The 17,369-nt window shown below is 34.7% G+C and carries 19 protein-coding genes; 14 read left to right on the top strand and 5 right to left on the bottom strand.

The annotated features are described in order from the left end of the window. Positions 1–52: 52 nt before the first annotated feature. The 5 genes from aroA to ACYQZV_RS03910 form a co-directional block, all read right to left on the bottom strand. Complete coding sequence (gene aroA / locus ACYQZV_RS03930) at positions 53–1,336, bottom strand: 3-phosphoshikimate 1-carboxyvinyltransferase (protein ID WP_459893418.1); 1,284 nt, start codon at positions 1,334–1,336, stop codon at positions 53–55. Beyond that, positions 1,333–1,986, bottom strand: a complete 654-nt coding sequence (locus tag ACYQZV_RS03925; protein ID WP_459893416.1) for a YidH family protein — start codon at positions 1,984–1,986, stop codon at positions 1,333–1,335. The genes aroA and ACYQZV_RS03925 overlap by 4 nt, the downstream gene beginning before the upstream one ends. Positions 1,987–2,071: 85 nt before the next feature. Next, the gene (gene prfA, locus ACYQZV_RS03920) at positions 2,072–3,142 is read right to left on the bottom strand and encodes a peptide chain release factor 1 (RefSeq protein WP_459893414.1); all 1,071 of its coding nucleotides are present in this window, start codon (positions 3,140–3,142) and stop codon (positions 2,072–2,074) included. A 15-nt stretch (positions 3,143–3,157) separates the two neighbouring features. Then, on the bottom strand, positions 3,158–3,343 hold the full coding sequence (gene rpmE, locus ACYQZV_RS03915; protein ID WP_459893412.1) for a 50S ribosomal protein L31: 186 nt from the start codon (positions 3,341–3,343) through the stop codon (positions 3,158–3,160). Positions 3,344–3,381: 38 nt separating this feature from the next. Continuing rightward, the gene (locus ACYQZV_RS03910; RefSeq protein WP_459893410.1) at positions 3,382–4,479 is read right to left on the bottom strand and encodes a glycosyltransferase; all 1,098 of its coding nucleotides are present in this window, start codon (positions 4,477–4,479) and stop codon (positions 3,382–3,384) included. Between the two features lie 53 nt (positions 4,480–4,532). On the opposite strand from ACYQZV_RS03910, the gene ACYQZV_RS03905 reads away from it, so the two are divergent. The 14 genes from ACYQZV_RS03905 (at position 4,533) to radA (ending at position 17,357) form a co-directional block, all read left to right on the top strand. Continuing rightward, on the top strand, positions 4,533–5,267 hold the full coding sequence (locus tag ACYQZV_RS03905; RefSeq protein ID WP_459893408.1) for an SDR family NAD(P)-dependent oxidoreductase: 735 nt from the start codon (positions 4,533–4,535) through the stop codon (positions 5,265–5,267). Next, complete coding sequence (recO, locus tag ACYQZV_RS03900) at positions 5,268–5,942, top strand: DNA repair protein RecO (protein ID WP_459893406.1); 675 nt, start codon at positions 5,268–5,270, stop codon at positions 5,940–5,942. Continuing rightward, positions 5,939–6,871 carry a 4-hydroxythreonine-4-phosphate dehydrogenase PdxA gene (gene pdxA, locus ACYQZV_RS03895; RefSeq protein ID WP_459893404.1) on the top strand — a complete coding sequence of 311 codons (933 nt, stop codon included), beginning with the start codon at positions 5,939–5,941 and terminating at the stop codon, positions 6,869–6,871. The genes recO and pdxA overlap by 4 nt, the downstream gene beginning before the upstream one ends. Beyond that, a complete protein-coding gene (locus ACYQZV_RS03890) occupies positions 6,861–8,459 on the top strand; it encodes a hypothetical protein (RefSeq protein WP_459893402.1) in 1,599 nt (532 codons plus the stop codon). Before pdxA ends, ACYQZV_RS03890 begins: the two co-directional genes overlap by 11 nt. A 3-nt stretch (positions 8,460–8,462) precedes the next feature. Beyond that, positions 8,463–8,726 (top strand): EscU/YscU/HrcU family type III secretion system export apparatus switch protein, encoded by a 264-nt coding sequence (locus ACYQZV_RS03885; RefSeq protein WP_459893400.1) that lies wholly within the window; start codon positions 8,463–8,465, stop codon positions 8,724–8,726. Further along, entirely contained in the window at positions 8,723–9,346 is a 624-nt protein-coding gene (locus ACYQZV_RS03880; protein WP_459893398.1) for an endonuclease III domain-containing protein, read from the top strand. Before ACYQZV_RS03885 ends, ACYQZV_RS03880 begins: the two co-directional genes overlap by 4 nt. A 67-nt stretch (positions 9,347–9,413) precedes the next feature. Next, on the top strand, positions 9,414–9,839 hold the full coding sequence (ndk, locus tag ACYQZV_RS03875; protein ID WP_459893396.1) for a nucleoside-diphosphate kinase: 426 nt from the start codon (positions 9,414–9,416) through the stop codon (positions 9,837–9,839). Then, positions 9,836–10,960, top strand: coding sequence for a pyridoxal-phosphate-dependent aminotransferase family protein (locus ACYQZV_RS03870; protein ID WP_459893394.1), 1,125 nt, complete (start codon positions 9,836–9,838; stop codon positions 10,958–10,960). The genes ndk and ACYQZV_RS03870 overlap by 4 nt, the downstream gene beginning before the upstream one ends. Further along, on the top strand, positions 10,948–11,586 hold the full coding sequence (locus tag ACYQZV_RS03865; RefSeq protein WP_459893392.1) for a histidine phosphatase family protein: 639 nt from the start codon (positions 10,948–10,950) through the stop codon (positions 11,584–11,586). The genes ACYQZV_RS03870 and ACYQZV_RS03865 overlap by 13 nt, the downstream gene beginning before the upstream one ends. Beyond that, complete coding sequence (locus tag ACYQZV_RS03860; RefSeq protein WP_459893390.1) at positions 11,561–14,233, top strand: tetratricopeptide repeat protein; 2,673 nt, start codon at positions 11,561–11,563, stop codon at positions 14,231–14,233. The genes ACYQZV_RS03865 and ACYQZV_RS03860 overlap by 26 nt, the downstream gene beginning before the upstream one ends. Before the next feature lie 2 nt (positions 14,234–14,235). Next, positions 14,236–14,856, top strand: coding sequence for a MotA/TolQ/ExbB proton channel family protein (locus ACYQZV_RS03855; RefSeq protein ID WP_459893388.1), 621 nt, complete (start codon positions 14,236–14,238; stop codon positions 14,854–14,856). A gap of 1 nt (position 14,857) precedes the next feature. After that, positions 14,858–15,280, top strand: a complete 423-nt coding sequence (locus ACYQZV_RS03850; protein WP_459893386.1) for an ExbD/TolR family protein — start codon at positions 14,858–14,860, stop codon at positions 15,278–15,280. Next, positions 15,277–16,011, top strand: coding sequence for a YdcF family protein (locus ACYQZV_RS03845; protein ID WP_459893384.1), 735 nt, complete (start codon positions 15,277–15,279; stop codon positions 16,009–16,011). Before ACYQZV_RS03850 ends, ACYQZV_RS03845 begins: the two co-directional genes overlap by 4 nt. Next, positions 16,011–17,357, top strand: a complete 1,347-nt coding sequence (gene radA, locus ACYQZV_RS03840; RefSeq protein ID WP_459893382.1) for a DNA repair protein RadA — start codon at positions 16,011–16,013, stop codon at positions 17,355–17,357. The genes ACYQZV_RS03845 and radA overlap by 1 nt, the downstream gene beginning before the upstream one ends. The last annotated feature ends 12 nt before the right edge of the window (positions 17,358–17,369 follow it).

Here is a 17,369-nt window from a genome sequence, read left to right as displayed (position 1 = left end):
TAGGTTATATTATATGACTTGGTAGTCGTTTTTTCAATGCTTTTAACAAAAATTATAAGTATATATCCTCAAAAAAGTTTGGATAAGATATATTTACGCAATCTGGGTCATCTAATTCTGGCTCTGTACCTAGCACCATACCTAACACGCTCATACTCATAGCTATCCTGTGGTCTTTGAAGGATTTTATCTCTTTTAGCTTTAGTTTACAAGGCCCCTTTATACTAAATCCATCTTCAAACTCTTCTATTATAGCTCCTGCGTTCTTTAGGTTGACGTAAATAGCCCTTATGCGGTCGCTTTCTTTTTTTCTTAGCTCTTTTGCCCCTTTTACCAAACTAATACCATCTGCAAAGCACATAAGCACAGATAGTATAGGTATTTCATCTATCAAAGATGGTACATCTTTCTCATCCACAGTTGTTGATTTTAAGTTTGGTGAATATTTGACTTCTATATCTGCTATATCCTCACCGTTTTGATGCCTTTTGTTTATATAGTTTATGTATGCCCCCATTTCTTTTGCTTTTCTAAAAAATCCATCCCTTGTAGGGTTTATAAGTACGTCTTTTAAAATGATGTGACTATCCTTTGTAAGTATAGCAAGAGCTGCTATGAAAGCTGCCGAAGATGGATCAGCCGGTACATCAATATCAATAGGGCTTAGCTCTCCACCGGCTTTTATTTTTACAATATATTTATCGTTTGAAATAATTGTTGTTTTGGCTCCCATACTAGAAAGCATCCTTTCGGTATGGTCTCTTGATACGTAAGGTTCTATAATCTCTGTGATTGAGCCCTCTTTTGCTAAAAACCCCGCCAAAAGAAGACACGATTTTACCTGAGCAGATGCTTCTTTATTTTCAAAGGCCCCTCCTATTAAATCTCCGCCTTTTATAGCTATAGGAAGCAGCGATGCATCCTCTCTTCCTATTATGGTGGCACCCATCAAAGAAAGTGGTTTTGTGATCCTTTTCATAGGCCTTTTTTTGAGGCTATCGTCTCCCGTTAATACGCTAAAAAAATTAAAACCTGCCAATATACCAGATGTTATCCTTGCTGTAGTTCCAGAATTTTTGGCATCCAATATATCGTTAGGCTCTTTGAAATGCTCTTTCCCACCTTTTATCTCTAAGAAGCTATCTTTTCTTTTTATATCTATGCCTAAACTCCTAAATATGCCCAACGTGGCTAACGTATCCTCTGACACTAACCAATTTTTTATGTAAGATGTACCACTCGCTAAAGCTCCGAACATGATACTTCTATGGGATATGGATTTATCGGATGGTACTCTTAACTCTTTTTCTATTTTATCTACTTTTTTTATTATCATAGATTAACCCCTATTAGCATAGATGCCAATATTATCATGCATACAAATATTATAAGCCCATAGACTATATAAAGGAGCTTGTGGGTTTTATAAGAACCATTGTTGATATCTTCTATGGTCTTTATAAAATTTATTCCACCTATTACAAGCGTTGATATGCCAAAAAATATAAATATAAAACCCATACCCTCAAAGTGGCCGTTAATATTTATCTTTGTATGAAGCATTATAGATAACTGCTTTAAGAAAAAATCAAACTTTTCTACTACAAACCCAAAAGCTATAAGACCAATGGCGGTTCTTATCCAAGCTAAAAATGTCCGTTCGGCGGCCATATATATACGAGGGTCTATAACTTCCTTTTGGTTCACTTTTTCGCCTCCTTGTATATATTTTATATCTAGATAAAATTTAACAGCCAAGAAAAAAAGAGCCAAAAGCGAAGGCCAAATCAATATAGTGTGAAGTTCTCCGAAAAAAATAGCCAATTTGTAAAAACCAGTGTAGAAAAAGTATATTTCAAGCCTTTTGGCAACTATGCCACTACCAAAAGCAAGCAGTATAAATTTTAGATATGTAAGATATGTCCTCTCTAAGGACATGTAAAGCCTTGGTTCATCTACTGATGGTAAGTTTTTGAATATTATCACTTGTTCCTTATTTCCCTAAAAATAAATATAGCCACTCCTATTATGGCTAATATAAGTATCAGTGGTTCTAAGAAAAATATCAATCTCATACGCTAGCCAACTTTTCTTCCAGTTCCTTTGCTTGTAAAGAAGATATTATCTCATCCAAATCTCCGTCTAGTACATCTTGAAGTCTATGGATAGTGAGATTTACCCTATGGTCTGTTACTCTATTTTGTGAGAAATTGTAAGTTCTTATTTTTTCACTCCTTTCACCGGTACCTACTTGCTCCTTTCTTTCTTTGTCTGTTTCCTCTTTTTTTTGTTTTTCATAAAAATCTTTTAACCTAGCGTAAAGTATGCGCATAGCTTTTAATTTGTTTTGAAGCTGGCTTCTTTCATCTTGACAAGATATGCTTATGCCCGTAGGAATATGTGTAATCCTGACCGCTGATTCCGTGGTGTTTACATATTGCCCACCAGCTCCGGAGGCTCTAAAGGTTTCTATTCTCAAGTCTTGGGGGTTTATTACTACTTCTGTTTCATCTGCCTCTGGTAATACTGCTACAGTTATAGTAGATGTATGTATTCTACCTCCGGATTCTGTTACTGGTACCCTTTGAACTCTATGTACACCAATTTCATACTTTAGGTGAGAGTAAACGTTTTTACCCTCTATTGATACTATAACTTCTTTGTAACCTCCTAAACCTGTTTTGTTGGCTTCTAATATGCTGAATTTCCAACCTTTTCTTTCAGCGTACCTTTGATACATTCTAAGAAGGTCTGCTGCAAAAAGAGCCGCTTCTTCACCGCCTGCCCCAGCTCTTATTTCAAGTATGACGTTTTTACTATCGTTAACATCTTTTGGTGTAAGGACGTTGATGAGTTCTTTTTCTTTTTGTAAAAGCTTAGCGTTTAAGTTTTCTAACTCTTTTTCTGCTAGCTCTCTTAAATCTTTGTCTTTTAAGAGCTCTTTGGTATCTTCTATATCTTTCAGTATCTTGTTGTAGTCTTTGTAAAGCTCATGTATATAGGATAACTCTTTTAAGTCTTTGCTAAGGGCTTTGTAAGTATCTGCATCTTTTGTAATATCAATAGATGCCAACCGTTCCTCTGTCTGCACATACTTTTGTTCTATATCTTGAATTTTCTCTAAAAAATTTTTTGGAAGCATCACCCCTTAACCGTTTTAGGTTTTCTTGTCAAGCTCTAGAAAAGCTGGTTTTAACTTTAGTTTTCCAGCGTAGAAAGGGTGGCACTGGTTGCAAGTTTCCAAATATACTGTGCCACCTTTTACTGACAAAAGTGTAAATGTGTTGCCACAACCGCAATGAAAAACTGTTTCCTTCAACTCAGGATGTATATCCTTTTTCATAAAAACCTCCTTCTTAAAATTCTAAGTCTAATATTTTATCACAAAGATTTTAAAGATAGCAATGTTTTTGCATAGTTTTCGCAAGTATAATCTAAAACCCTTTTCTTTGACATGTTGGCATAATGGTTTTGTTTTTCTTTATCGCTTAACATATTTATCATAGCCTTTGCTAAAGCATCTACATCTTTTGGTGGTACTAGCACCCCAAAATCATTTTTCAATATCTCTCCTGGTCCACCAGGACATTCATAAGATATAACTGGAAGCCCAAAGTACATTGCTTCTAGTATAACGTTGCCAAAGCCCTCAAAGATAGAGCTCAGCACAAATATTTTTGAGTTTTTAAGATATTTGTAAGGATTTGTTTGATAACCAGTGAGTATTACATCTTTATCAAGGTTCAATTCTTTGATTTTTCTTTCTAAAACCGCTCTTAGCTCGCCTTCTCCTATTATCGTAAGTTTTGCATCTTTTATGTGTTCTTTAACCTTCTTAAAAGCCTCAATAAGATAAATTTGGCCTTTTTGGTCTATTAACCTACCTATGTTTATAAAATCCGATGATATATCGCAGTATTCTTTGGCTAAGCTTTCAACTTTTTCAAAGTTTATGCAGTTTGGTATTATTTTAAATTTCTCTTCTTTTATAAAGAATGTTTTTTGTAAATCCTCTTTTATAGCCTTTGATGGTGTTGCTATCAAATCTAACTTTTCGTATAAAAACTTTATAAGATATCTGTATGGTATGTATATATCTTTCCCATAAGTGTAATAAGCATCGTTATTTTGTATGTTTCCGACGTATGTGGTGTTTTTGTTTGGGTTTATTATCTTTGCTAAAGAAAGTATTATAGTTTGGGCTTTCATAAACGCCATTACAATGTCTGGTTTTTTATTTTTTATTATGTTTGATAATCTAATGGCGTATGGAAGTTCTCCGTTGATAAATGTATTTTCTTTGTGGAGCGGATATACTTTGAAATCTATGTTTTCTTCTACTATGTTTTTGTTTATTACAAAAAATACCTCGTGACCCAACTTTTTCAAAGCGTTTGCTATATCTGTTGACATGATGGTTATAGCTGTAGCATTTTGAGAGGCTCTTCCTAAATGGTTTACATAAAGGCATATTTTCATATACCCATTATATCAAACTCTTAACGGATGATTTTGTATGTTAAAATACTCTTATGAAGGCGCTTTTTATAGGGGCTAGTTCTGATTTAGCTATAGCTACAGAGGAAGAGTTTGCTAAAAATGGTTTTGAGCTTTTTTTAATAGCAAGAAACAAAGAAAGGCTTGAAGAGATAGCAAACCATATAAATGTAATTTCTTCTAAAAAGCCAAGTGCTTATGTTTGTGATTTGAGGGATTACGATGCTTTGGAAAAGATTATGGATAATATATTTTCTCAAAATGTTATAGATGTGGTGCTGATATTTCAAGGATATCTTCCTAAGGATGTTTACGATAAAGAGGAGATAATAAATACCATAGAAGTAAATTACACCTCATGTGTTATGAGCGCCAATTTTGCTATAAAACATTTTCTAAAACAATCACATGGTATGCTTATAGGTATTTCTTCGGTGGCAGGGGATAGGGCTAGACCATCAAATGGACTATACGGTTCTACCAAAGCTGGTTTTAGCTTTTATTTAGAGGGCTTAAGATATTGCATGGCTTCAAAAAATATACATGTAATGACTGTAAAACCAGGTTTTATTAAAACAAAGATGACAAAGGATATATCGTTTCCGAGCTTTTTGGCAGGTGAGAAAGAAAGTGTTGCAAAAGATATATATGAGGCTATGCTTAAGAAAAAAGATGTCCTATATACGCCTTCTTTTTATGAGTTTATAGTAAAAGCTATAAAACTACTTCCATCATCTTTAATGAAAAAGCTTGGTAAAAATAAATGTTAGATGGTAAAATCAGAAGGTTTTATTTTAAACAGATTCTATCTTGTGGAAGCAGATGAAACGGATGCTCTTACAAAGATTGTCCAGTTTTATGCAAAACAACACGGTCTTATAACACTTTATGTAAGAGATATATATATAGATTCTCACCTTTTTGGAAGACTGGAACTTTTTGATAAAATATATGTCTGGTGGGAATCTGCCAAAGACTTGGCAAACATTGTAGATATAATAGATTACAAAAGGAATAAAAGCCTATACTCTTATGAAAACTATATGGGATTTTCTTATATATCAAAAGCTATAAAAGATGATTTGAAGCTATACGATGATTATATATATGAGCTTTTAGAACACTTTTGGAATTATAGTTTTGGTAAAAACTTTTATATTCCCGTGCTATGGTTTTTAATACATGTATCAGATTACCTTGGCTTTAAGCCTATGTTTTTAGAAAAAGATATTTCTAAAAGCCCAGATTTTGTATATATAAACCTTCAAGACGGAGATATCGGAAAATCAAAATATTCTACGAAGGTAAGAAAAAGGGTATTAGAGATTTTAAAAACAATATCAAATGCCGATTTAGAAGATGTAGGTGGTATAAAAATGAGTATACAAGATGCCAAAGAAGGGACTAAATTTATGATGAGGCTTTTTAGAGGTTTAAACAGATGAAAAAATTTGGTATTACGATGGGTGACCCAGCTGGTATAGGACCAGAGCTTGTAATAAAGTTAAAACCTTATATGCAAGATGATAACGCTTATATAATATACGGAGAAGAATATATACTAAAACACGCTTCAAATGTGTTGGGAACTGAGTTTTGCTATGAAAAAGTTGAAAGCATAGATGATGTAAAAGATAAAGGCGTTTATTTGATATCTCTTGGTTTGAAAGGTGCTTTGGAGCCGTCACCTTCTTCTGGTAAGCTTGCCATCGCTTATCTTGCAAGGGCTACGGCAGATGCTATATCAAAAAAAATAAATGGGCTTCTTACGATGCCTATAAGCAAATACTTCGCTAAAGCCTCTGGTTTTAACTTTAACGGTCAAACGGAGTATCTTGCTTTTGCTGACAACAAAAAAGATTTTGCCATGATGATGTATGGAGATGCTATAAAAGTAGTGCTTGCCACTATACATATACCTTTAAAAGACGTGGCAAATACCATAAGTATAGGGCTTTTAAGAGAAAAGATAAAACTTATAAAATACTATATACCAAAGTATTTTAAGTTTGAGCCAAATATAAAAGTGCTTGGTTTAAACCCTCACGCTGGAGAAGGAGGAGTCATAGGAGATGAAGAATCAAAGATTATAATACCTGCTATAAAAGGGGAAAACGTATTAGGTCCTATTCCACCAGACACGGCTTTTATAGATATAAAAGAAAACGATATATTCCTTTGCATGTATCACGACCAAGGGCTTATACCTTTTAAGATGCTTTCTTTTGACAACGGTTCAAACGTTACCATTGGTCTTTCATTTTTAAGGACTTCACCAGACCACGGGACCGCTTACGATATTGCCTACAAGGGACTAGCAAGACCAGATAGCGCTAAATATTCTTTGGAGCTTTTAAAAAAGTATGGATATTAAAAGACTTGAAGGCACAGCTTTAAATGAAACTATCTTAAATGCACAGCCTTTAGAGGTTTCCAAAGAGTCTGAAAACCTTGCTATAGCCATAAAGACCACAGTTTCTCAAGCGCTTCTTGGAGCTTTGAGCGATGAGTTGTCAAAACAAGGGTTTATAGAAGCCACTGTAGAAGATGTGAAGCCAAATGCCTATAAGCTTATGCTTGGCAATGGCATAGAGATTGAGGTAAACGCTGCCACCACTCTTGATATAAAGAAAAACGATGTTCTAAAGCTTATAATAAGCTCCATAAATCCCCTTGTGTTGAAGATAGCTGATGTAAAATCCCCGTCGTCACCCATTGCCTCTATTAAGCAAGCCTTAGAATATCAAAATATAGTCTCGTCTAAGGGCATTTCTCCAAAGGATATTGAGGATAGTGGGCTTTTTTATGAAAAAAAGCTTATTGATTTTCTTCTAAAAGCTAAAGATTTATCAACGCTTGCCACCGACAACAAATATCAGCTTTTAAAGGATATAGTAAACACCGCTAAAGACATAAAAAATCTTGAAGCTTTCAAAAATTTACCGGACAATGTAAAAACCGCCATAGAGAATATAGCAAATAGCAATATTACAAAAGCAGATTTAGAAGCTATTTTTAAATCTCAAAATCCTGAAGATATCAACGATATAATCTCTTTACTTCTAACACCAGAAAAACCACAAATTTCAAAAGAAGCTTTAAACGCCCTGCCAAAAGCCCAAAGTATATTATCTGATATAGAAAAAAATTTTATATTCAACATAAAGGCTTTGCCAAACCTAATATTAGAGCTTTCAAGCGTTTTAAAAGATGTGCCAACAGATATAAAAGATATTTTTTTTAAAAGCATGCAAACTATATTGGCAAATATGAAAAATCAAGACGCCAAAGAACTTTTAAAGTCAAACAAAGAGCTATTTTTTGATATATTAAGCGCCAAAGACCCAAAAGATATAATAAGCCAAATAAAAGATGAATCTATCAAGACTCTTGCCAACAACCTTTTAAAAGATATAGCTAGTGTAAAACAAGATATGCTAAATCAAATATCTCAAAACCCCACCAAAATACTTGAGTTTTCAAGGCACATGAGAGAAGCGTTGAATAATTTTCAAAACAATCTGAATTTTGATGTTAAGCTAAATCATCTTAAAGACACTGCGAACGCTATTTACAACCTAAATGTAGCCCAGCAGTTTATACTTCAAAACAGCGCATTTTTTGTAAACTTTGAAGAGAACTCAAAAAAAGGTTTTGGAGCTTTTAAAAAAGAAGAAAACACGTATAGAGCGTTTATAAAGTTAAACTGGGAAGATGGGTTTTTGGGAAGTATTTTAGAGATGCCAAAAAACAACACCAATAGCTTATCAGTAAAATTTTACACAGATATAGAATCTTTGTCAAAAGCTCTAGACTCTTCAAAAGACGAGCTTAGCACTATCTTAAAAGAAGAGGGTCTTAGGCTAAAAAATTTGGAAGTTTTTACACTGAAAGCTGAAGACTTTGACTTAGAAGTAGTGAAAAGCATAAACGAAACATCTAATTTAAATATCTTTACATAGACTATGGATGAAAAAGAAAAAAAAGCTATAGCCCTAAAGTATGAAAGAGGGAAAGACAGCGCTCCAAAGCTTGTAGCAAAGGGAAAGGGCTATATAGCAGAAAAGATCATAGAGCTTGCCAAAGAAAGCCAAGTACCAGTTGTCCAAGATGAGAAGCTTTTATCTGCCGCTTACAACCTAGATTTATACGAAGAGATACCACCAGAGCTTTACAAAGCTGTTGCAAAAGTGCTTGTTTTTGTAGAAAAACTAAAAAAGAGGCTATGATACTCTTTGATTTATACAACATTCTTTTATCTTATTTTGGCTATCAAAATTGGTGGCCAGTGGATTTTGATTATCATAAAATCAACAATACAGACCCCAAGGACGAGATAATAATAGGTGCAATTCTTACTCAAAACACCAACTGGAAAAATGTAGAAAAAGCTTTGGAAAATCTAAAAACTCAAAAGCTTCTAAGTCTAAAAGCTATAAAACATGTAGATATTGAGCTTTTAAAAGAGCTGATAAGACCATCAGGCTTTTTCCAAAGAAAAGCAACAATACTAAAAGAAGTGTCTACTTTAGAAGAAAACCCCACTAGAGAAGTCCTTTTAAACATAAAAGGTATAGGCAAAGAAACCGCTGATTCCATACTGTTGTATGCTTACGACGAGCCTTATTTTGTAATAGATATGTATACCAAAAGGCTTTTACATAGACTGTTTGATATAGCTTTCAAAGAGTATGACCAGTATGCAAGCTTCATAACATCTCAAATACCACAAGATATTGATATCTATAAAGAATTTCACGCCCTTATTGTAGAGCATGCCAAAAGGTATTGCCGAAAAACTCCAAACTGTGATGAGTGTATATTAAAAGATAAATGTTTGTTTGTTTAATTCAGCTTATTGACATAAGCTATGGTATAATATCAATTTATTAAAAGCTTTGAAAGAGGTAAATTGCATGGAAAGGACGCTTGTAATAGTAAAACCAGATGCTTTTGAGAAAGGGGCCACTGGAGCCATCATTGACATACTTTCTAAAAACGGTCTTAGGCTTTTAGCTTTGAAGATGTTTAAGTTTACCAAAGAAAAAGCTGAAGGCTTTTACTATGTGCATAGAGAAAGGGGATTTTTTGGTGAGCTTGTGGAGTTTATGTGCTCTGGCCCTGTAGTGGCAATGGTCTTAGAGGGTGAAAACGCCATATCAAAAGTAAGAGAGCTAATAGGTCCTACCGATAGCGAAGAGGCAAGAAAAGTAGCTCCAAACTCTATCAGAGCGCTTTTTGGTACAGATAAAGGCAAAAATGCAATACACGCTTCAGACTCTAAGGAGTCAGCTTCTTACGAGATACCATACATATTTTCATCTTTAGAGATATATCAATGAGCTGTTATAAATCCGCCGAAAGACTTTTCACACCGGGACCAGTAGAAATACCAGAAGAGATAAGAGCTATACTAGGGGCTCAGATAATACACCATAGAACTCCTGAGTTTAAGAAAGCTCTCATAGATACAAGGAATCTTTTTAAGAAACTTATTTCAAGTGAAAGTGAAAACTTTGTATTTTTTGCTAGCTCCGGAACCGGTGCAATGGAATCTGCCGTTATAAACTTTTTTAACGAAGGAGATAAAGTCCTTGTTTTAAACGGCGGCAAGTTTGCCGAAAGATGGCTAGAGCTTTGCAAAACTTACGGACTTGACGTAATAGATTTTAAGGTAGAATGGGGGGAGACTTACGACAAAGAAGCTCTCAAGGAAGCTATTGAAAAAAACGATGTAAAAGGTGTTTTTATCCAAATTTCTGAAACTTCTACCGCTACCTATCACGATCCTAAATTTATAGGCGGGCTTTTAAAAGATAAAGACATTCTTTTGGTGGCGGATGCCATCACGGCTCTTGGTACTTATGAGATAAAACCAGAAGAAGATGGCATAGATGTGCTTGTGGGTGGTTCTCAAAAATCTTTTATGTTGCCACCAGGTCTTTCTATGCTTTGGTTTTCAGAAAAAGCAAACAAAAGGCTAAACCCAAAAGGTTATTATTTTAACATATCAAAAGAACTAAAAAAGCAAATAGAGGGTCAAACTGCTTATACACCAGCTATACCTATAATCCTTGGCCTCCAAAAATCTTTAGAGATGATACTAGGTGAAGGTATCAAGAACATAGAGAAGAAAACTACAGCTATATCAAGAGCTACTATAAAAGCTTTTGAAAAGATAGGTTTTAAGGCTTTTAGTAAAAACCCTTCCATATCGGTAAGCGCCATAGAAACTCCAAATATGGACGCTGAAAACTTTAGAAAAGAGCTTTTAAAACTTGGTATAAGAACGGCTGGCGGTCAAGATAAGCTAAAGGGTAAAATCTTTAGAGTGTCTCATATGGGGCAAATAGATGCTATATCTACTTTTTCTGTAATACAAGCCGCTTGTATCATCACAAACGCTTCAAAAGATGTGTTAGAAGAATATATAAACACAGTAAAAGCTTTATGTGTAGATTGATACTTATAAGACATGCGGAAAGTCAGTGGAATCCTATAGGAAGATATCAAGGAATATTGGACCCAGACCTTTCGGAAAGAGGCGAGCTTCAAGCAAAAGCTTTGGCAAGGCATATCAAAAAAGAGTTTCCTAACGCAGAAGTCATATACACATCTCCTCTTACAAGAACTAAAAAAACAGCTATGGCTATTGCAGAATCTCTAAATAAAGATATACTTGTAGATGATAGGCTTATTGAAATAAACCACGGGGATTGGTCAGGGGAACTTGTGGATGATATAGAAAAAAAGTACAAAGATGATTTTGAAACTTGGATGAAGCGTCCTCATGAGATTGTTTTCCCAAACGGTGAATCTTTAAAAGAGGTTTTTGATAGAGTTGTTGATTTTTTAGCTTTTGTAAAAGCCAGATACAAGGATAAAACCGTAATAGCAGTTTCTCACTCTGTGCCTATGAGAGTTTTTTACTGTGCTTTGCTTGGTATAGATTTATCTCACTTTTGGGCTTTTGGATGCGATAACGCTTCTTACTCTATAATGCATTTGGGGGAGCAAGATATAATCCAGAAGCTAAATATAAGCTGTCATTTAGGAGAACTATATGCTGAAGCGCATAGGGCTATTTAGCTTATTTATATTTTTTGTTATAGCATCTTTTGCTACAGATACTACCAAGATAAATATAAAAGAGTTAAAAGATGCTGAAAAATCTTCCAATAAAACGGGTATTCCTCATCAAATAAGCTTAAACGTACAAGTGATAAGCCAATTTAACATAGATAAGCCCCCATTGATGCCACCTGATAAGCTTCATGCTCCTTCTTTTAAAGAGCTTGACTTAAGCGGTGAAGTGCTGCAAGCACCTGCTTATATGGAACTAACACCCGTTATGCCTTTAAAAAATTCGTCTTTTATAAGCTGCGGTGAACCAGATGATGTGGCAGCTTACTCTGATATGGTATCTGATTACTTAAGTGGGGATTATAAAGGTGTAGAAAAGCATTTTCAAAGGCTTTTAAGATATACGTATTCTCCTTATTTGCCAATGGGATACTATGTGATGGGTATGACAAGACTAAAAGAAAACAACGAGCTTTCTGCAAGGGATATGTTTTACAACTCTTGCAAATACACATCTATATATCAACAAAGCGCTTGCGAAGGGTATTACGCTCTTAGTTTGAAGCTAAATCAAAAACCTACTTTTATAAATTCTCCTACATACCATAAAAAGCTTTGGGAAACGGTATTTGCCATAAAAAACGGTGGTAGATATTCCACTGTAAACTGTGCTAACTTTGTTTTTAAGAATTACTGCTCTTACATAAACGATTTTATACAAGGTATTATAATACCCGGTTATTATCAAAATAGTTTATTTTTTAGGTCCGGTATTATAAATTACTTTTCTAAAAAATACGATATAGCCAAACAAATATTTGAAACCATTTATACCAACTACTCACTTCCTTACAATCTAAGATATAAAGCTCTTTATTACCTTGCTTTAATTGATTTAGAAAATAAAAAATACGAAAGGGCCTTAGAAAAGGCTGTGATGATAGAAAACCTCTACCCTGGTTCTGACTTAGCTTTAAATCTTTATGCTCTTGTAGGAGAGGAAAATCCTAAAGGTGCTGCTGTGGCTTCTATACTCTCCAGCAACAAATACAGCATACTTACAAAGTTGGCTGCTGTTCAAGCTTACAACAACGGTGATTACAACTATGCCAAGCTTTTATTCTTAAAGATAAAAGATTATAAGGATGCAGTTTACGCTTGCATAAAAGCCAAAGACTACAAAGCCGCTATAAATATTTTACAAATGATGCCAAACCACGATGAGTTTTACTACAAATGGCTTGCTGAAAGCTATTATTACACTAACAACCTAATAGCTCTTAGAGATTTACTTAGAAGTCAAGGTTTTAAACGTTATCATGAGCTTTATAATTACTACAAAGGATGGTATTATTTTAAACTTGGTGATTATCAAAAAGCCTTAACCTACTTTACCAGCAGATACTACAGAGCTATAGTTTACTTTAACATGGGAGATTACAAAGATGTCATTAGGCTTTTAGAAAATCCATCCACTTACGATGAAAAAATACTTCTTGCCAAAGCTTACCTTTCAATAGATGCACCACTTAAAGTAAGAGAAGTATTGAGACCAACTACCGATGAAGCCAAGTATCTTTATGGGCTTTCTTACTTTATACAAAACGACTATCAAGATGCTATAAAATATTTTGAAGAAATAGCTTCTTCCAGACGCTTTGGAGCAAAAGCCCTTCTTAAGCTTGGAGACGCTTATTACAACATGGGTAATATCAATAAGGCCGTCTTCTATTATCAGAAGGTGGTGGAAGATTATCCAAATTCTAAAGAGGCGATGGAGGCTTCTTACGATATTATATCTTCTCGTATTAGAAATCCTTCTAAAAATTTGGAAGTGGCTATAAAGCAGTTTATAGAAAGATATAAAAACAACCCACTTTCTGAAGATTTGAAGTATCAGCTTGCAAACATTTATATAAAACAAGGCAAAAAAGAAGAAGCTTACAGTTTATTATCTACCATAGTGGGTGGGCCTAGATATAGAGCTATGCTTAAAATGGCTATGCTAGAACCAGACCCTCACAAGAAAGAAGAGCTTCTTTTAAGTGTAATAGACAACACTCAAGGCGAAACAAAGGAAAAGGCTAAAGAAATGCTGGCAGATTTGTACTTAAAAGAGGGGCATGTAAACAAAGCTGCCGCTATATACTCTACTGGCGACGAAAAAGATTTGATACATGCTTATGAGATATACATATCAAATCATATGTTGAACAAAGCAAAAGATATACTAAACAGACTGATATCTAAATACCAAGATGACAAGGTAAGAAGTTTGGCTTTGGAGGCTTTTAACACATTCAAAGACCCAGACCTTCTTAAGTTTGCTTCACAATCTCAAGACCCTTCTATAAAAGCGAAAGCTTTCTATGAGCTTGGAAATTATTATCTTTCAAACGGCAATAAAAATAAAGCTTTAAAAGAATATGTTAGCGTTGTTATACTTACTCCAAACGAGCAAGACATATACAAAGATTCTATATTAAAAGCATCAAAAATCTTAATAAGTATGCATGCTTACGAAGACGCCTCTTGTCTTTTGGATAAGCTTAACATGAGTTCTTTGTCAAATCAAGAGCTTTATCATGTGAAAAGACTTAAAAGCCGTTTACCGGCTTGTAAAAACAAAAATCTTCTAAATATTGGAGGTTAGAAATGGAAGATATTATGATAATAATACAAAGAGGAGGTATAGTAATATATCCTCTTTTGGTGCTCTCTGTGATATCGTGGGCTATTATATTAGAAAGGGCTTTTGCTCTTAGGTTGAGTAGGTTTTTGCCAAAAGGATATCCTCAAATAAAAGCTCTTATACTTGGAAGAAATATAGACGCCGCTGTTAAGATGCTTGAAACCCAAAATACAAACCCATCAAAAGCTTTTTTATCGCTTTTAAAAGCTTATTTAAAAGGAAGAAGAGACTCTTACCAACTAAACAGAATAGCAGAAGATGCTTTTTCTTACGTGATATCTGATGCAGATAAAAACCTTGTTATACTATCAACAGTGGCTTCAGTTTCACCGCTTTTGGGGCTTTTTGGTACTATCACAGGTCTTATAAAAGTTTTTGCGGCGTTTTCTACCTCTGAGACTCAATCTGCCATGTATCTTCTGGCAAACGGTATAAGCGAAGCTCTTACGGCGGCGGCTACAGGGCTTGCAGTGGCTATACCGGCTTTGTTTTTTTATTGGATTTACAAAGCTGTGGAGAACCGTTTGGTATCTAAGATAGAAACAGAAGTAAAAGATATAATAGACGCAATATCGGAAGGGTGATATGAATTTAAGGAAAAAAGCAAAGGTAGGTATGTCTATAGAAGAAAGGACTTACGTTGACGTAGTCCCTTTAGTGGATACTCTTTTGGCGGTGTTTTTGTTTTTGGCAATCCTTGCCTTTCAATCTTCTATGGTATTTTTAGCGGTGAAACTTCCTCAAGCTCAAACTGGTAAAAAAACCGTTGTACAGACTATGAGAGTTGAGATATTACCAAATGGCCAATATATTCTAAACGGCCAATACGTGACGCTTACAGACATTCAAAACGCTATCCAAAATACCAAAGTAAACAACCAACCCATAAACGACCTTATCATAGAGGCGGACGAAAACACCCTTGAAAAGTACGTAGTGGCTCTTATGGATGTAGCCAAGCAAAACGGCATCAAAAACATCCTTATAGCTACTCGTATGAAAAGATGATATTCTTTACACTCAAGAAGCTTTTAACGGCTACTCTTATACCACCAGGTATTTTTATACTGTCTTTCTTGTTTATAAGCTTTTTTGTTAAAAGCAAAAGACTAAAGATTTTTTCTTTTGGCACGACAATACTTTTATACCTTCTTTCTATAACTCCTGTAAAAGATGCACTTATAACTCCATTAGAACACGTTTATAGCCAACCAAAAGGTTTTTTAAATGCCAATGCTATAGTGGTGCTTGGTGGTGGGTACTACAAAAACGGCAATCTATCTGGTGAGACGGTAAAGAGGCTTTTGGCAGGTATTTATCTATCTTATAAAACAAAGATTCCTCTTATACTTTCTGGAGTTGATATCAAATATCTTCCAAAAAACACACCTATAGTGAAAATACTTGATGCCATAGATGTAGGCAACATTTATGAAGATGTTAAAAGCCAAGATACCATTCAAAATGCAGCCCAAAGCTATAAAATATGCACTCGTTACATAAATCCTAAATGTTATAGCATAATACTTGTGACATCCGCCTATCACATGCCAAGGGCAAAAATGCTTTTTGATAGTTTTTTTAAAAACGTGATACCTTATCCAGTAGATTATAAAGAAGATTTAAGATACAATCTAAGAAGCTTTTTGCCAAATATGTCTGATTTGGAGAACTCCACAAAAGCTATTAGAGAATACCTTGGTATTGTATATTATTTTATTCTATTGAAGGTGTTTTGATGGCCAAAGAGAAAACTACTTATGTATGTCAAAACTGCGGCCAGACCTATGTGAAATGGGTAGGAAGATGTAGTGCTTGCGGAGAATGGAACTCAGTAGTAGAAGAAAAACTCGTAATCTCATCAAAAGATATATCTATAAGCTCTTTTGAAAAGCCTGTAAAACTAAGTGAGATAAAACAAGAGATTTTAGATAGATTATCCACAGGCTACAAAACCCTTGATATGGCTTTAGGTGGTGGTATCGTAAAAGGGCAGGTAATACTTTTAAGCGGTGAGCCAGGGATTGGTAAATCTACGCTTTTACTTAAGATAGCAGATTTTATGTCAAAAGACGGAGTGGTAATATACGCATCTGGTGAGGAATCATCTTCTCAAATATCTATAAGAGCAAGCAGAATGGATATAAGTTCCTCAAATCTTTTTATATTAAACTCCACCAATATAGAGCATATAATATCTTGTGCAAAAGAATACGGCGCTACAACTCTTATAATAGACTCCATACAAACTATGTATACGGATACTATAGAATCATCGCCTGGGTCTGTGGCACAAGTAAGGGAATCTACTTTTAAGCTTGTGGATTTTTGCAAAAATACTGGTATACCTTGTTTTATAGTAGGACATATAAACAAAGAAGGTATGATTGCAGGTCCAAAGGTGTTGGAGCATATGGTAGATAGTGTATGTCAGTTTGAAGGGGAGCGCTTCCATCTTTACAGAGTTTTGATGATTTTAAAAAATAGATATGGAGCCACTGGTGAGATGGCCGTATTTAAAATGGAAGATAGGGGGCTTGTGGAGGTTTTGGAGCCATCTTTGTTTTTTTTAAGTGAGAAAAAAGAGGACGCTATAGGCTCTGTAATATTCCCACATACCGAAGGTACAAAACCAATACTTGTGGAAATCCAAGCTCTTGTCTTAAAAGCTCTATACACCACTCCTCAGCGAAAAACTCAAGGTTTTGACGTAAACAGGCTTGCTATTATCCTTGGTGTTCTTGAAAAAGAAGCTAGGATTTTTACCAGAGATTCTGATGTTTATGTAAACGTGGTGGGGGGTATTGAAATAAAAGAACCAGCTTGCGATTTAGCTATAGCAATTGCCATTGCCTCTTCCAAAAAAGAAAAACCTATTTTGAAAGACGTAGCCATCTTTGGTGAAATAGGCTTAGGCGGTGAGATAAGGACTGTGCATCACGTAGAATCAAGGCTTAAAGAAGTAGAACGTTTTGGTATAAAAAGAGTTATTTTGCCTAAAAGCTCAATAAAAGATATAACCAATTCAAACCTAGAGCTTCTTGGCGTAAGCCATATTTTAGAAGCGATAGAGTTAGCTATTTAATGGCAAATTTTC

This window comes from Hydrogenobaculum acidophilum (assembly GCF_054656715.1).
The sequence above is the reverse complement of the archived record's forward strand: the minus strand, read 5'-3'. Positions and strand labels throughout refer to the sequence as shown.

Coding starts and splice junctions, on each gene's coding strand:
- ACYQZV_RS03880 (WP_459893398.1), top strand. CDS start 8,723: ATGATACTCTTTGATTTATACAACATTCTTTTATCTTATTTTGGCTAT.
- ACYQZV_RS03850 (WP_459893386.1), top strand. CDS start 14,858: ATGAATTTAAGGAAAAAAGCAAAGGTAGGTATGTCTATAGAAGAAAGG.
- aroA (WP_459893418.1), bottom strand. CDS start 1,336: ATGATAATAAAAAAAGTAGATAAAATAGAAAAAGAGTTAAGAGTACCA.
- ACYQZV_RS03845 (WP_459893384.1), top strand. CDS start 15,277: ATGATATTCTTTACACTCAAGAAGCTTTTAACGGCTACTCTTATACCA.
- ndk (WP_459893396.1), top strand. CDS start 9,414: ATGGAAAGGACGCTTGTAATAGTAAAACCAGATGCTTTTGAGAAAGGG.
- ACYQZV_RS03860 (WP_459893390.1), top strand. CDS start 11,561: ATGCTGAAGCGCATAGGGCTATTTAGCTTATTTATATTTTTTGTTATA.
- radA (WP_459893382.1), top strand. CDS start 16,011: ATGGCCAAAGAGAAAACTACTTATGTATGTCAAAACTGCGGCCAGACC.
- prfA (WP_459893414.1), bottom strand. CDS start 3,142: ATGCTTCCAAAAAATTTTTTAGAGAAAATTCAAGATATAGAACAAAAG.
- ACYQZV_RS03855 (WP_459893388.1), top strand. CDS start 14,236: ATGGAAGATATTATGATAATAATACAAAGAGGAGGTATAGTAATATAT.
- rpmE (WP_459893412.1), bottom strand. CDS start 3,343: ATGAAAAAGGATATACATCCTGAGTTGAAGGAAACAGTTTTTCATTGC.
- recO (WP_459893406.1), top strand. CDS start 5,268: ATGGTAAAATCAGAAGGTTTTATTTTAAACAGATTCTATCTTGTGGAA.
- ACYQZV_RS03910 (WP_459893410.1), bottom strand. CDS start 4,479: ATGAAAATATGCCTTTATGTAAACCATTTAGGAAGAGCCTCTCAAAAT.
- ACYQZV_RS03870 (WP_459893394.1), top strand. CDS start 9,836: ATGAGCTGTTATAAATCCGCCGAAAGACTTTTCACACCGGGACCAGTA.
- ACYQZV_RS03905 (WP_459893408.1), top strand. CDS start 4,533: ATGAAGGCGCTTTTTATAGGGGCTAGTTCTGATTTAGCTATAGCTACA.
- ACYQZV_RS03890 (WP_459893402.1), top strand. CDS start 6,861: ATGGATATTAAAAGACTTGAAGGCACAGCTTTAAATGAAACTATCTTA.
- pdxA (WP_459893404.1), top strand. CDS start 5,939: ATGAAAAAATTTGGTATTACGATGGGTGACCCAGCTGGTATAGGACCA.
- ACYQZV_RS03885 (WP_459893400.1), top strand. CDS start 8,463: ATGGATGAAAAAGAAAAAAAAGCTATAGCCCTAAAGTATGAAAGAGGG.
- ACYQZV_RS03865 (WP_459893392.1), top strand. CDS start 10,948: ATGTGTAGATTGATACTTATAAGACATGCGGAAAGTCAGTGGAATCCT.